Raw genomic sequence first — 13,910 nt, forward strand, 5'->3', positions numbered from 1 at the left:
TAACCCGTTGTTACCCGTGGTTACTTCTTGCCCTTGGCCGACCCCGCGCTGTCATCACTCGACAGGACGGCGATGAAGGCTTCCTGCGGAACCTCCACGGAACCCACCATCTTCATCCGCTTCTTGCCTTCCTTCTGCTTCTCCAGCAGCTTCCGCTTACGGGAGATGTCACCGCCGTAGCACTTGGCGAGGACGTCCTTGCGGATGGCGCGGATGGTCTCGCGGGCGATCACCCGCGAGCCGATGGCGGCCTGCACCGGCACCTCGAAGGCCTGCCGCGGGATCAGCTCCTTGAGCTTGGCGACGAGCCGCACGCCGTAGGCGTACGCCTGGTCCTTGTGGGTGATCGCGGAGAACGCGTCGACCTTGTCGCCGTGCAGCAGGATGTCGACCTTGACCAGGGAGCTGGTCTGCTCGCCGGTGGGCTCGTAGTCCAGCGAGGCGTAGCCGCGGGTCTTGGACTTCAGCTGGTCGAAGAAGTCGAAGACGATCTCCGCGAGCGGCAGCGTGTAGCGGATCTCGACCCGGTCCTCCGAGAGGTAGTCCATGCCGAGCAGGGTGCCGCGCCGGGTCTGGCACAGCTCCATGATCGAGCCGATGAACTCGGTCGGCGCGAGGATGGTGGCCCGCACGACCGGCTCGTAGACCTCGTCGATCTTGCCTTCGGGGAACTCGCTCGGGTTGGTGACCGTGTGCTCGCTGCCGTCCTCCATGACCACGCGGTAGACCACGTTGGGGGCGGTGGCGATCAGGTCGAGGCCGAACTCGCGCTCCAGGCGCTCCCGGATCACGTCCAGGTGCAGCAGGCCGAGGAAGCCGACGCGGAAGCCGAAGCCGAGGGCCGCGGAGGTCTCCGGCTCGTAGACGAGGGCGGCGTCGTTGAGCTGCAGCTTGTCCAGGGCCTCGCGCAGTTCCGGATAGTCGGAGCCGTCGAGCGGGTACAGCCCGGAGAAGACCATCGGCTTGGGGTCCTTGTACCCGCCGAGGGCCTCCGTGGCTCCCTTGCTCTGGCTGGTGACGGTGTCACCGACCTTGGACTGCCGGACGTCCTTCACACCGGTGATGAGGTACCCCACCTCGCCGACGCCCAGGCCGTCCGCCGGGAGCATCTCGGGCGAGCTGACGCCGATCTCCAGCAGCTCGTGCGTCGCGCCGGTGGACATCATCCTGATGCGCTCGCGCTTGTTGAGCTGGCCGTCGATGACACGGACGTACGTCACCACACCGCGGTAGGAGTCGTAGACCGAGTCGAAGATCATCGCGCGGGCGGGCGCGTCGGCGACCCCGACCGGCGCCGGGATCTCCTTGACGACCTTGTTCAGCAGCGCGTCGACGCCGAGACCGGTCTTCGCCGAGACCTTCAGGACGTCGTCCGGGTCGCAGCCGACCAGGTTCGCCAGCTCCTCGGCGAACTTCTCCGGCTGCGCGGCCGGCAGGTCGATCTTGTTGAGGACCGGGATGATCGTGAGGTCGTTCTCCATCGCCAGGTAGAGGTTGGCGAGGGTCTGCGCCTCGATGCCCTGGGCGGCGTCGACGAGGAGGATGGTCCCCTCACAGGCGGCGAGCGACCGCGAGACCTCGTAGGTGAAGTCGACGTGCCCCGGGGTGTCGATCATGTTGAGGATGTGGGCCGTGCCCTGGTCGGGGCCCTCGGTCGGGGCCCAGGGCAGACGCACCGCCTGGGACTTGATCGTGATGCCGCGCTCGCGCTCGATGTCCATCCGGTCGAGGTACTGAGCACGCATCTGCCGCTGCTCGACCACACCGGTCAGCTGGAGCATCCGGTCGGCGAGCGTGGACTTGCCGTGGTCGATGTGCGCGATGATGCAGAAATTGCGGATCAGAGCCGGGGCGGTACGGCTCGGCTCGGGCACATGGTTAGGGGTCGCGGGCACGCAGGGTCCTGTCTCTTGAGGCGCCTTATGCCTCGGGTCGGATCGATACGTAGTCTCCATGGTCCCACGCGGAGGGACCGAGGACCGTTTTGGGCCGGTCGCTGGGCCACTGGTACTGTAGATGGCTGTGCCTCATGCCCTCTCAGCGCGAGGCACGTCAGAGAAATTTTGGATCACCGGTACGGGACCTTCCTGGCCCCGCACCTGAACCTGAAAAGGCTCCTTCGTGGCGAACATCAAGTCCCAGATCAAGCGGATCAAGACCAACGAGAAGGCTCGGCTGCGCAACAAGGCCGTCAAGTCCTCCCTGAAGACCGCGATCCGCAAGGCCCGTGAGGCCGCTGCCGCGGGTGACGTCGAGAAGGCCACCGAGCTGCAGCGCGCTGCCGCGCGTGCGCTCGACAAGGCCGTCTCGAAGGGCGTCATCCACAAGAACCAGGCCGCCAACAAGAAGTCGGCGCTTGCTTCCAAGGTCACGACCCTCAAGGGCTGAACCTCCTTTCTGATCTGACCGCCGGAAGGACCCAGAGCGGGCCCTCTCTCATCCGCTCCCGCCCGGCACCCAGGATTCGCACGCGGCCTGCGTTCGCCACGCGGGTGCGAGTCCGTCCAGCTTGATCCGAAGGCCTCGGCGCCCTCCCTTCCCCGGGGTGGGCGGCGGGGCCTTCGGCACGTCCGGGCTCACGACCAGAAGTCGTCGTCCCTGTCGATGTCGGGCACGCACTCGTCGATGTCGGTGATCTTGTCCCCGACGATGCGGAACACCAGGCAGCCGTCCTCGGCGTAATGCCGGCTGCCGCGTTCCGCGGTGATGTGGTGCAGGGCCACGGCGTGGCCCCGGCCGTCGACGAACACGTTCCTGAGCCGGGCGCGCAGGCTGCCGCCGCTGTCCTGAATGAGCCGGCGGTACATGCCCAGCACCGCGTCCCGGCCCTTGAAGTCACCGGCCAGCGGGTGGCCGCCGGGCACATGATGCGTGACGTCCGCCGTCATCAGCCCGAGCAGACCGTCCAGGTCGGCGCGGGAGAAGTCGTCGTACACCTCGCGGACGAGACGTGCGTGCGGGTGTTCAGCCATGGCGATCGCCACCTTCCCGTACGTCGGCGAAAGACGGCTGACACATACGATTCTCCGCCGATTCCCCGCCCTGACGATTGGGACAGACCGGGACAGGACAGGACAGGACGGGATAGGGCAGGGGCGCGAGGCATCAGGCAGGCTGCCGGGGCGTCGGACCGGGGCGCGATCGGCCGGGCCGGCCTAGGCGCGGCCTCTGGAGCGTGCGGCTCGGGCGATCGTGACGACCGCCTTCTCCAGGGCGTACCCGGGGTCGTCGCCGCCGCCCTTCACGCCCGCGTCGGCCTCCGCGACCGCGCGCATCGCCACCGCGACCCCGTCCGGGGTCCAGCCGCGCATCTGCTGGCGCACCCGGTCGATCTTCCACGGCGGCATGCCCAGCTCACGGGCCAGATCGGCCGGCCTGCCGCCGCGCGCGGAGGACAGCTTGCCGATCGCCCGCACCCCCTGCGCCAGCGCACTGGTGATCATCACCGGGGCCACCCCGGTGGCCAGCGACCATCTGAGCGCCTCCAGCGCCTCCGCCGTGCGCCCCTCCACCGCCCGGTCCGCGACCGTGAAGCTGGAGGCCTCGGCCCGCCCGGTGTAGTACCGCCCGACGACCGCCTCGTCGATCGTGCCCTCCACATCGGCGACCAACTGCGAGGCCGCCGAGGCCAGTTCCCGCAGATCGCTGCCGATGGCGTCGCACAGCGCCTGGCACGCCTCGGGCGTGGCCGACCGCCCGAACCCCCGGAACTCCCCTCTCACGAACGCCAGCCGGTCCGCCGGCTTGGTCATCTTCGGACAGGCCACCTCCCGCGCCCCCGCCTTGCGCGCGGCGTCCAGCAGCCCCTTGCCCTTCGCACCGCCCGCGTGCAGCAGCACGAGCGTGATCTCCTCGGCGGGCGCCCCGAGGTACGCCTTCACGTCCTTGACCGTGTCGGCCGACAGGTCCTGCGCGTTGCGTACGACCACGACTTTGCGCTCGGCGAAGAGCGAGGGACTGGTGAGCTCGGCGAGCGTGCCGGGCTGCAACTGGTCCGGGGTGAGGTCGCGTACGTCCGTGTCGGCGTCGGCGGCCCTGGCGGCGGCCACCACCTCCTGCACGGCACGGTCGAGCAGGAGGTCCTCCTGGCCCACGGCGAGCGTCACCGGGGCGAGAGGGTCGTCATTCGCAGTCTTCCTGGCCATCGCCTACAGCATCCCACGCGGCACCGACAACGAGGCGGCCCGCGCACCCCGAGCGGTCCCGGACCGGGCCCGGAGTGCGTCTCGGGGTCACGGCTCCTCGCGCCAGCCGTCCCACTCCCCCGCGAACGCGTCCAGTTCGGCCGGGTCCAGCCTGTCGGCCTCGTCCCGCAGGACCAGCAGCCACTGGGCGTCCTCGGCGTCGTCCTCGCCGGCCAGCGCGTCCCGCACGAGGCGGGGCTCCTCGTCGGTCCCGAACCGCTCCCCGAGCGCCTCGGCCGCCTCCTCCGCGGCGTCCCGGTCGGGCAGCACCAGCACATGTCGCACATCGCTCACGGGACCATTCTCCGGTACCGCGTACCCGCGGACGGCCACGCATCAGGAGCCCTGGTGCGGGTCCCGCACGGCCGGCACGCGGCTCAGGTCGATCCCGAACCGCTCCCGGTACACCCGCAGCACCTCCTCGTCCGTGTCCAGCTCCCGCGTCCCGCGCGTGCCGTCGGCCGCCGTCGTCGTGAGCGTCCGCCCGCCGAGCGTGATCCTCCCTCCGTCCCCGGTGATCCGTGAGCAGACCAGCGACCGGGTGAAGTGCGACAGGGGCGAGGTGCTGTGCCACCAGGCACCGGCCGTGAAGTCCCCGAGCGCCCGGGGCCGCGTCTCCAGCCGGTACTGCGGGCTGCCGTTGCGCAGGACGTCCAGGTCACCGGAGCCCGCGTGGCCGCCGCCGCTCACCCCGGCCGCGTCCGGCCCGGCCGCCGTCACCAGGAACGTGCCGCCGGGATCCTTCTGCTCCACCCCTTCCTCCAGCGCCAGCGGATAGTGGCTGTGCGCCCCGAACCCCACGTCGGCCAGCCAGGCGGCCCCGTCCGCCGTCCGTACCCGCAGCGCGAGATGGTCGTAGGGAAGCCCGAGCCGCTCCTCGTCGCCGTACACGCGCCCCGCGAGCAGCTCCACCTCGTAGCCGAGGGCGGCGAGCAACGTTGCGAAGGCGCCGTTCAGTTCGTAGCAGAAGCCGCCCCGCCGGGCCGTGGTCACCTTCTCCAGCAGCCGCCCCTCCTCCAGCACGATCTCCTCGCCGAGGTGAATCGAGAGGTTCTCGAAGGGCACGGTCCGCAGGTGGCGCAGATGCAGCTCCCTGAGTGCCTCGCCGGTGGGCGCTGCCGGGTGTCCGGCCCCGAGCCGGCGGAGGTAGGCGTCGACCTGTGCTGAGTCCATGCGCCCAGTCTGCTGCCGGCTTCCGGTGTCTGTCGGTGGCTTTCTCCCTTCGGTGTCACGTCAGTGCTCGCTCGTCACCCGCACCTGTCCGCCGGCTCTCCCGGTCCCGCCGCCTGCCGCTCCTGTGCTGAGCGTGACCGCGAGTGCTCCGTCCCGGTCGGTGCGCAGCACCGTCGCGCCGCCGTCCCGCAGCGCGGCCACGGTGGCCGCTGCCGGGTGGCCGTAGGGGTTGCCGGCGCCGACGGAGACGAGGGCGACCCGGGGCGCCGCGAGCCGTATCAGCTCGGGGTCCTGGTAGGCGGAGCCGTGATGGGCCACCTTCAGGACGTCCACACCGGCCAGCTCGGCCGCCGCCGGGGTCCGCAACAGCGCCTGCTGCGCCGGGGGTTCGAGGTCGCCGAGCAGCAGCAGCCGCAGGCCGCCCGTGCGGACCAGCAGCGCCACACTGGCGTCGTTCGGACCGTCCGGCTCCGGTGCCGGACCCGGCCCGGCCGGGCCTGCCGACGCGTCCTGGGGAGACCCGGTGCCCGGCGGGGGCCACAGCACCCGCCAGGCGAGCGGCCCGGTGCGCCGCTCCTCGCCCGCGACGGCCTGTGTGACCGGGATGTGCCGTTCGGCCGCCTCCCTTCTGACGAACTCGGCCTGGTCCGCCGGTTCCTCGAACCCCGTCGTCTCGATGGCGGCCACCTGGCGGCCCCGCAGGACACCGGTCAGGCCCGCCACGTGGTCGGCGTGGAAGTGGGTCAGCACGAGGAGGGGGATGCGGGTGATGCCCAGCTGTCGCAGACAGCGGTCGACCGGCTCCGGGTCGGGTCCGGCGTCCACGACCACCCCGGCGCCCTCGCCCGCCGCCAGCACGGTCGCGTCCCCCTGCCCCACGTCGCACATCGCGAACCGCCAACCGGGCGGCGGCCACCCCGTGATCACGCGGGTCAACGGCACCGGCCGCACCACCGCCAGCAGGAGCAGCACCCCGAGCACCCCGCACCACCACGGGTGCCGCAGCAGCCTCCGTCCGGCCAGGACGACGGCCACGGTGACCGCCGCGAGCAGCAGCGCCCCCGGCCAGCTCCCCGGCCAGTCCAGCCCCGCGCCGGGCAGCGCCGCCCCGGTCCGGGCCACCCCGGCGATCCACCCGGCCGGCCAACTCGCGCACCATGCGCACGCCTTGGCCACCGGCATCACCACCGGGGCGGCCGCGAGCGCCGCGAACCCGAGCACCGTCGCCGGCGCCATCGCCAACTCGGCCAGCAGGTTGCACGGCACCGCGACCAGGCTCACCCGCGCCGACAGCACCGCCACGACCGGCGCGCACACCGCCTGCGCGGCGGCTGCCGCGCCCAGTGCCTCCGCCAGGCGCGGCGGCATCCCGCGGCGGCGCAGCGCCTCGCTCCAGCCGGGCGCCAGCACCAGCAGTGAGCCGGTGGCCAGCACGGAGAGCAGGAAGCCGTAACCGCGGGCCAGCCACGGGTCGTACAGCACCAGCAACAGGACGGCCGTGGCCAGCGCCGGGACCAGTGATCTGCGGCGCCCGCTCGCCAGGGCGAGCAGGGCGACCGCCCCACAGGCGGCGGCCCGCAGCACGCTCGGGTCCGGCCGGCACACGACGACGAATCCCAGCGTGAGTCCCCCCGCGAGCAGGGCGGTCCCGCGCAGCGAAAGCCCGAGGCGGGGCGCCAGCCCTCGGCGTTCGACCAGCTGGGCCAGGCCGGGCGGCCCGATGAGCAGGGCGAGCAGGACGGTGAGGTTGCTGCCGGACACCGCGAGCGTGTGCGCGAGGTCCGTCTCCTTGAAAGCGTCGTCCAGCTCGGGCGTGATCCGTGAGGTGTCCCCGACGACCAGCCCCGGGAGCAGCGCCCGCGCGTCCCCGGACAGGCCCTCGGTCGCCTCCCGCAGCCCGGCCCTGAGCCGCCCCGCCAGCCGCTGCGCCCCGCTCGGCCCCGCCACGATCCGCGGCCCGGGCCGACCGCGCACCCGCAGCATGGCCGCGGTCCCGTCCCCACCTGCGAGCGCGGGCGCCAACCGCCCGCCCACCCGCAGCCGCGTCGACGGCAACAGCCCGAGCCAGGCCGCACGCCCGCTCCCGGCTCTCCGGCCTGCCGGGCCTTTCGTGCCCTCCGGGCCGGCCCGCACCGGCTGCGACCCGGAACTCCCGCCCCGGACCGCGTCCCCGTGCGGCTGCCCCACACTCCCCTCGGGCGCCGGGACGTCCGCGTCGACGACCATCAGCACCGGAGTCCGTGTCCGTACGCTCCTCCCCTCGCTCTCCTCGACGCGCCGCACCTCCGCCCGGACCAGCACCGCCACGGGTGCCGCGTGATCGCCGCGCACCCGCGGCCGGCTCAGCCAGGGATCGCCGGTCACCTCGACCTCGGCGGTCACGGTCGTGAACCGCCGGGCCAGCTCGGGCACCGGCCCGCGCCGTACGTCCGCCCCGTGCAGCCCGGCGGACACCGCGGCAGCGGCTACGCAGAGCAGCACGGCGGCCCCTGAGGCACGGGCCCAGGCGAGCGGGCCCCCTCCTGCCGTCCCGGTGCGCACGACCTGCGGATTCCGCCGGGGCCTTTTCCGTATCGACAGCAGCACGACCCCGCCGGCCAGTCCGGCGACCGCGATCGCGGTGGTCCAGCCCGCCGGTGTGTCCAGTGTCAGAGCCGCCGTGGCCCAGGCCGCGAGCGCGGGTGGCACAAGACGCAGGTCCATGGGGTTGGGGCCGGCTTCCGCTCCCTCCGCCCCCGGCCGCGCGTCGTCGAGCACCCGGCTCATGGCCGTACCAGGTCGCGCAGGTCCGTGAAGCGGCGGTCGCCGAGGGTTCTATGGGTATCTAGCAAACCGCAAAGTCCGCACCTCAGAACGTGCGGCGGCCCCACCAGGTGTTACCAGCACCGTGATGGGGCCTAACGGATCTACCTGCAGCAACAGGAGACCGCTATGGCACAGTCTGCCATCAGCCAGCACATCGCCGCTCTGACCAGCATCCCCTCGCAGCCGACGGCCGCCGACATGTCGCGCGCCGAGGCGAAGCCGTCCGTCGACCACCTGATGGACACCCCGCTGCCCGTGCTCGTCAACGAGTTGGGCGTCACGCTCATCGACTCCGAGATCACCGACCGGGAGTTCTTCGGCGCGGTCGTCCAGCGGAAGACCGGTGAGCTGCTGCTGACCATGCCGCGCGACCGCAGCGAGCTGGAGCACGACACCGTCGCCCGCTACCTGCTGGCCCAGGCGCTCGGTGTGGACGTACCGCCGATGTCGGCGCCGCTCACCACGACTCGCCTCGAGGGCGGTGCAGTCTGATGCCGCGCCGTAACGGGAACGTCGTCCGGACCCGTGAACGGGTCGACGTCGACCAGCTGCCGAAGCGGGACGCGCGCCGTCTGGCCGCGAAGGCTCGCCGCAGGCGGTGGTCGGTGTGAGCGAGCAGCTGCCCGTGTACGGGCCGTCCGAGGTGTTCAACGTCTACGACACCGACCCGGCTGTCATCGTGCGTGTGGCGATCGCCCTGTCGCGTGAGCAGTTGATGGCGGCCCTCTCGATCGGTTTCACGGAGATCGCCCCCGATCGCAGCGCCGACTCGCTGACGGTCGAGGAGACCCGCGCGGAGGTCGAGGGCTGGCTCGCATCGACGGCCATCGTGGAGCTCGATCGCTACGTCCGGCAGGGCCAGCTGACGGCGTATCCGCCGGAGGCGCAGCCGACGATGGATGCTCTCGCCGAGGCGCTTCTGCGGGCGTACCCGGAGGCGGGCCGGTGAGCGCGGCCCTGCGTCGGTGGACGCTGGACACGGTCGACTACGGCCCGGTTGAGGTCGAGTGCCCGGCCTGGTGTGTGGGGCACGGCTCCGAGCGGGACGGCGAGACGTACCGCGGCGATATCACGCACAACAGCGTGCGGGTGAAGGCCGGTACGGCGCTGGATGACGACGAGTGGGTGCCGGTCATGACGGCGTGCATCTCGTGGGCGCCGTTCCGTGAGCTGGTGCCGGTGATCTCGCTGGTGCTGGAGGCGGAGGGCGACTTCGCCGCCGAGGACGGCCGCCATATCGCTGAGGGACTGCGCCTGGCCGCCACCCGCGTCGAGGCCCTGGCCGTGGAGGCGATCCGCCTGCGGGAGGGGATCGCGTGACCGCCAAATGGCCGGTGCGCCGGCCGACCGAGCATGCCGCCCTGCGTGCGGTGTGCCGGTCGGCCCGGCCCCTCCCCCCTGTACCTGCCCTGATGGCCGCGCTGGTCGACGCCGTCGACCGCAGCGACCTCGAGGGCGTCTGCCTCGCCGCGCACCGCGTGGTGCGCCGTGCTGCCCCCAAGGAGTTGGGCGAATGAGCCTCCGAGACCGGGCCCGCGACGCCCTGTACGGCGCGATGAACACCAGCGACGGATCGCCGGCTTCGGCCCGTCGCGCCACCCAGGCCGCGTCGACGCTGGCGCAGGCCGCCGCGCACCACGGGCACACCGGGACGGCCGCAGCGATCGCCACGCTCGGCGCTGCCGCCGTGGCCGCCGAGGGCGCCCTGACCAACTACGTCTACCCGCCCGGCGAGTACGCCGGATTCCGAGAGGACGGGAAGAAGTGAACCGTCTGAAGAAGGCGGCGCCGTGGGTGCTGCCGTCCGTCCTCACGGCGATCGCGGTGGCGTGGGCTGTCGACGCGATCGGCGGGATCCTCGCCGACCAGGCTGCGCCGCCGTTCGCGTACAGCGTGGCCGTTCTGTACGACGCCGTGTGGCTGTACGCCCTGGCGCAGGAGACCGCGCACCGCCGGCAGGGCTCCAACGCCCGGCTGCCGAAGGCGATCGGCTGGGTGTTCCTGCCCCTGACGGTCGCTGTGCTGGCCGCCCGCGGGCTGCTTGCCGGTGACGTCCTGGCCGCCGTGGTCGGCGCCCTGATCCCGGTGCTGGCGAAGGTGACGCTGGTGATGGCCATCGACCGGGACCGTACCCGGATCAGTGCCCGGGCGCAGGCCGCCATCGACCGGACCCGTGCCGCGACCCGTGACCGCATCGCCGTCTCCCGTGCCGTGGCCATGGCGCACGCCGACGAGACGAAGGCCGCCGCCGACATCCTGAAGGCTACCCGTGAGGCCGAGGCGGAGGCCGTCACGGTCACCCATGACGCCTACGAGCGGTACGCCGAGGTCATCGACCGGCACCCCCTGCCGGAGCCTGCCGGGGAGTTGCCCGGGCTCATCTCCGACACTGAGCTGAACGCCCTCCTCGCCGGGGGCGTGCCGGAGGGTGTTCCCGCACTTGGCACGGGGGGTGACGCCACGTCCGGCACGGGTGGCGGCACGCCCTCGGCACAGGCGGCGAAGGCCGCCAACGACCAGGCGGTGGCGCTGCTCGCCGCGCAGCTGTACGCGACGAACCCGCCGCCGTCGAAGCGGAAGTTCCGGGAGGCCATGCGCGCCGAGATGAACGCCCGCCAGCTGACCGGGTCGTGGGAGACCATCGACGCCCTGTACGACCGGGAGAAGGCCCTCGCCGGCCCGGGCGGGAGCCAGCCGTGAGCAACCTGGAGAAGGCCGCCCGCGACGCCGTCGAGGCCGCCGACAACACCGAACTGACCCGGCAGATCGTGGCGATCCTCGCCGCGCAGCAGCTGCTCAACCAGCAGCAGCCCGCGCAGCCGGCCGCACCGGCTCAGCCGTTCGACGCGAAGAAGTGGGTCGTCATCGGCGGGGTGGTCGTCTCCGTCGGCCTGGTCGGCGCCCTGTTCGCCATCGCCATCGCCATCGGCGCCACGTGCGCGACCGCCTGCCTGCTGATCCTCCGATCCCTGTACCGCGACTACCTGAAGGGGAAGTGACCATGACTCGTGAACAGGCCCTCGCTGAGGCCATCGATGCCGCCGCCACGGCCAAGCGTCTCGCCAACAAGGCCGCGGACGCCGCCTACGGGACCGAGAGCATGCAGCGGACGACGCTGTACGCCACCGCGAGCGGCGCCTGGTCGGACGTGGCCCGCGCATACACCGGCCTCGCCGCCCAGCTGACCGCCGCCGAGAAGCCGGAGGCCTGACATGCCGGTCTCCAAGCACGACCCGTACAACGCCCGCGAGATCGCGCAGATCATCACCCTCGGTCTCCGCATCGAGCGACGCCGCGCCTACGGCAAGCCGACCGCGGCCCTCGAGAAGCAGGCCGACCGAATCCGCGAGAAGGCGCAGGCCCGCGAGGACGACCGCACCAAGGCCCGCAGGAAGTAGCTACGCCACGGGGCGGCCGTCACCGGCCAAGGACAGCCGGCCGCCCCGTGCCTCCCATCACTCCGCAGAGAGAAGGAACCATCATCATGACGGAGACCCTGCCGTCGCCCGTCGTCAACGGGCACGCCAAGCCGAAGGTGACCCTGGTCAAGTGGGAACCCGAGCTTGAGCCGGAGGCCGTCGAGGCGCCGGAAGTCGAGGCCGTCGACCAGCCCAACAACCCGCTCGCCGACTGGCTGACCGTGCCCGACGTGCCGATCCTCCCGGTGTGGGCCCGGTCGGCGCAGTCCATCCAGGCGAACGTCACCGCGTTCGGGCGACTGTGCGTGTGGCACTGCCAGTACCACGCGTTGCGCGTCCCGAAGTACGCGTTCCGCATGGCGTGGCTGGCTCTCAAGGGCATGTGGCGGGCCGTTCGCGGCCTGTGGCCCACCCTCGCCGCATCCGACCGCAGCGCGGCCGTCAAAGCCCTGCGTGCCCAGGTCAAGGCGCAGCCGGAAGACGTCGACCTGGCCGTCCGCCTGGCGCTGCTGCACCGCGAGCGCACCGTGGCCCGCCGCTGGCGGTGGGGAGCTGCAGCAACTGCCGTCGCCGCCACGGCTGTCGGCTGGGAGCTGGCGCCGCCGCTCGTACAGGCCGCGATGGCTGCGGCCGTCGTGGTGCCGCTCGCCCACCTGGGGCGCGGCGAGGGCGCGCAGCTGCTCGACAACCCGACCCCGCCGCTGCGGGTGGACATGTCCGCGCAGCAGCTCAACGACGCCCTGCGGGCGGCCGGCCTGCTCAAGCAGGGCAAGGGCGACGACGAAGGCCCGCGCGTCACCTGTGTGATGGGTCCCGTGAGGGACGGCCGCGGCTGGTCCGTCATCTTCGACCTGCCCAAGGGCGGCGGGAAGACCGCTGCCGACGTCCTCGCGAAGCGCACGGCGATCGCCGCCGAGCTCGGCGTCGACGAGATCCAGGTCATCATGAGCCGTGTCCGCGCTGCCGGCGGCGGCCACGCCGGACGGGTGTCCCTGTGGGTCGCCGACGATGACCCCTACCTGGGCGATCCGGTGAAGTCTCCGCTGGAGAAGGCCGAGACGTTCAGCGTGTGGGATCCGATCCCGTTCGGGCAGGACGCCCGCGGTGCCCGGATCACTGTTCCGGTCATGTGGCAGTCCCTGTTCTTCGGCGGCCTGCCCCGCCGCGGCAAGACGTTCACGCAGCGCCTGATGACCGCGGCCGGGCTGCTGGACCCTTTCGTCAGGCACTACGTCGCCGACGGCAAGGGCGGCGCCGACTGGATGCCGATGAAGGCCGTTGCGCACCGGCTGGTGATGGGCGCCGAGGACGACGCCGTCGAGGCGCTGAAGGCGATGCTGAAGGAGCTGCTGGCAGAGATGGAGCGCCGGTTCGTGCTGCTGCGCGGCCTGCCCGTCTCCGTCTGCCCCGAGGGCAAGCTGACCCCGGGGATCGTGGAGCGGTACAACCTGCCGGTCATCTTCGTCACAATCGATGAGCTGCAGGAATACTTCACGGCGATGGAGCGCGACGACCGGGAGCAGGTCATCAACGACCTGTGCCGGATCGCCCGCCGTGGGCCGGCAGCCGGGTTCGTGAGCAACTTCGCCTCCCAGCGGCCCGACGCGGAGAGCGTCCCGACGAAGCTTCGGGAGATCATCACCCTGCGGTACTGCACGCAGGTCGTCGACCAGACCAGCTCTGACATGGTGCTGGGCAAGGGGAAGGCTGCGCAGGGCGCGGACGCCTCGGTGCTGTCCGAGGACCACCGCGGTACCGGTGTCCTGGTGACCGGCCCGGCGTCGTTCGTCACGGTGCGGGCCGACTTCCTCGACGGCCCGGCATTCGCCGAGCTGTGCCAGCGTGGCCGCGTGCTGCGGCAGAAGAATGGCCAGCTCACCGGCGATGCGGTCGCCGACGTCACCGCCGCGGCCGACCAGGCCGGCGTCAGCATCGCCCCCGTGCTCTCTGACTGCCTCACCGTGATGCGGCACACCGCCCGCCTGCACACCGTCGACCTGCTGCAGCGCCTGGAGAACCTCGACGAGGACTATGGCGACTGGGACGCCGAGCGCCTGGCCCGCGAGCTGGAGGCGGCGGGCGTGAAGCGGACCACGAAGCAGGTGAACATCGGTGGGAAGAACCTCGCCGGCTACCGCCGCGAAGACCTCGAGGCGGCCGTTCCTCCCGAGCTGCTCGACGCCCGGTAGACCCCCGCCCCTCTACAATCGGCGCCCGGAACACCCCGCGGCCCCCCTCTATCCACTCCGGTGGATCTAGAGGGGGGCCGCTATTCGCATATAGGGGGGTGTAGTGGCCGCTGACCTGCGAAGTAGCGGCCCTAGAGGGG

Annotated in this window: 17 protein-coding genes; 11 read left to right on the top strand and 6 right to left on the bottom strand. The window is 72.0% G+C overall.

The window, feature by feature from the left end; genetic code table 11:
* Positions 1-20 precede the first annotated feature (20 nt).
* Positions 21-1,895: a translation elongation factor 4 gene (lepA, locus tag AB0N17_RS13515; protein ID WP_366011412.1), complete on the bottom strand. Its 1,875-nt coding sequence runs from the start codon at positions 1,893-1,895 to the stop codon at positions 21-23.
* A gap of 226 nt (positions 1,896-2,121) precedes the next feature.
* Between lepA and rpsT the strand changes: the two genes are divergently transcribed.
* Positions 2,122-2,388 carry a 30S ribosomal protein S20 gene (gene rpsT / locus AB0N17_RS13520; RefSeq protein WP_031158784.1) on the top strand — a complete coding sequence of 89 codons (267 nt, stop codon included), beginning with the start codon at positions 2,122-2,124 and terminating at the stop codon, positions 2,386-2,388.
* Between the two features lie 188 nt (positions 2,389-2,576).
* Here the strand turns inward: rpsT and AB0N17_RS13525 are convergent, their stop codons facing one another.
* The 5 genes from AB0N17_RS13525 to AB0N17_RS13545 all read right to left on the bottom strand — a co-directional run bounded on the left by AB0N17_RS13525 (position 2,577) and on the right by AB0N17_RS13545 (position 8,123).
* Positions 2,577-2,972, bottom strand: a complete 396-nt coding sequence (locus AB0N17_RS13525; RefSeq protein ID WP_366011413.1) for a nuclear transport factor 2 family protein — start codon at positions 2,970-2,972, stop codon at positions 2,577-2,579.
* Between the two features lie 183 nt (positions 2,973-3,155).
* A complete protein-coding gene (gene holA / locus AB0N17_RS13530) occupies positions 3,156-4,145 on the bottom strand; it encodes a DNA polymerase III subunit delta (protein WP_366011414.1) in 990 nt (329 codons plus the stop codon).
* Positions 4,146-4,232: 87 nt separating this feature from the next.
* The gene (locus AB0N17_RS13535; protein WP_366011415.1) at positions 4,233-4,478 is read right to left on the bottom strand and encodes a hypothetical protein; all 246 of its coding nucleotides are present in this window, start codon (positions 4,476-4,478) and stop codon (positions 4,233-4,235) included.
* Positions 4,479-4,520: 42 nt separating this feature from the next.
* Positions 4,521-5,357 carry an arylamine N-acetyltransferase gene (locus tag AB0N17_RS13540; protein ID WP_366011417.1) on the bottom strand — a complete coding sequence of 279 codons (837 nt, stop codon included), beginning with the start codon at positions 5,355-5,357 and terminating at the stop codon, positions 4,521-4,523.
* Positions 5,358-5,417: 60 nt separating this feature from the next.
* Complete coding sequence (locus AB0N17_RS13545; protein ID WP_366011418.1) at positions 5,418-8,123, bottom strand: ComEC/Rec2 family competence protein; 2,706 nt, start codon at positions 8,121-8,123, stop codon at positions 5,418-5,420.
* A gap of 165 nt (positions 8,124-8,288) precedes the next feature.
* On the opposite strand from AB0N17_RS13545, the gene AB0N17_RS13550 reads away from it, so the two are divergent.
* The 10 genes from AB0N17_RS13550 to AB0N17_RS13595 all read left to right on the top strand — a co-directional run bounded on the left by AB0N17_RS13550 (position 8,289) and on the right by AB0N17_RS13595 (position 13,770).
* Positions 8,289-8,654, top strand: coding sequence for a hypothetical protein (locus AB0N17_RS13550; protein WP_366011419.1), 366 nt, complete (start codon positions 8,289-8,291; stop codon positions 8,652-8,654).
* Positions 8,655-8,769: 115 nt separating this feature from the next.
* Positions 8,770-9,111: a hypothetical protein gene (locus tag AB0N17_RS13555; protein ID WP_366011420.1), complete on the top strand. Its 342-nt coding sequence runs from the start codon at positions 8,770-8,772 to the stop codon at positions 9,109-9,111.
* Positions 9,108-9,482, top strand: a complete 375-nt coding sequence (locus tag AB0N17_RS13560; protein WP_366011421.1) for a hypothetical protein — start codon at positions 9,108-9,110, stop codon at positions 9,480-9,482. The genes AB0N17_RS13555 and AB0N17_RS13560 overlap by 4 nt, the downstream gene beginning before the upstream one ends.
* On the top strand, positions 9,479-9,679 hold the full coding sequence (locus AB0N17_RS13565; protein WP_366011422.1) for a hypothetical protein: 201 nt from the start codon (positions 9,479-9,481) through the stop codon (positions 9,677-9,679). Before AB0N17_RS13560 ends, AB0N17_RS13565 begins: the two co-directional genes overlap by 4 nt.
* A complete protein-coding gene (locus tag AB0N17_RS13570) occupies positions 9,676-9,930 on the top strand; it encodes a hypothetical protein (protein WP_366011423.1) in 255 nt (84 codons plus the stop codon). Before AB0N17_RS13565 ends, AB0N17_RS13570 begins: the two co-directional genes overlap by 4 nt.
* Positions 9,927-10,862 carry a hypothetical protein gene (locus tag AB0N17_RS13575; protein ID WP_366011424.1) on the top strand — a complete coding sequence of 312 codons (936 nt, stop codon included), beginning with the start codon at positions 9,927-9,929 and terminating at the stop codon, positions 10,860-10,862. The genes AB0N17_RS13570 and AB0N17_RS13575 overlap by 4 nt, the downstream gene beginning before the upstream one ends.
* Positions 10,859-11,161 carry a hypothetical protein gene (locus tag AB0N17_RS13580; RefSeq protein WP_366011425.1) on the top strand — a complete coding sequence of 101 codons (303 nt, stop codon included), beginning with the start codon at positions 10,859-10,861 and terminating at the stop codon, positions 11,159-11,161. Before AB0N17_RS13575 ends, AB0N17_RS13580 begins: the two co-directional genes overlap by 4 nt.
* 2 nt (positions 11,162-11,163) lie before the next feature.
* Positions 11,164-11,373: a hypothetical protein gene (locus AB0N17_RS13585; RefSeq protein ID WP_366011426.1), complete on the top strand. Its 210-nt coding sequence runs from the start codon at positions 11,164-11,166 to the stop codon at positions 11,371-11,373.
* A gap of 1 nt (position 11,374) precedes the next feature.
* Entirely contained in the window at positions 11,375-11,560 is a 186-nt protein-coding gene (locus tag AB0N17_RS13590; RefSeq protein ID WP_366011427.1) for a hypothetical protein, read from the top strand.
* 86 nt (positions 11,561-11,646) lie between these two features.
* Entirely contained in the window at positions 11,647-13,770 is a 2,124-nt protein-coding gene (locus tag AB0N17_RS13595; protein WP_366011428.1) for a cell division protein FtsK, read from the top strand.
* The last annotated feature ends 140 nt before the right edge of the window (positions 13,771-13,910 follow it).

This window comes from Streptomyces sp. NPDC051133, assembly GCF_040682635.1.
In the GTDB taxonomy this organism is placed as follows: Bacteria; Actinomycetota; Actinomycetes; order Streptomycetales; family Streptomycetaceae; genus Streptomyces.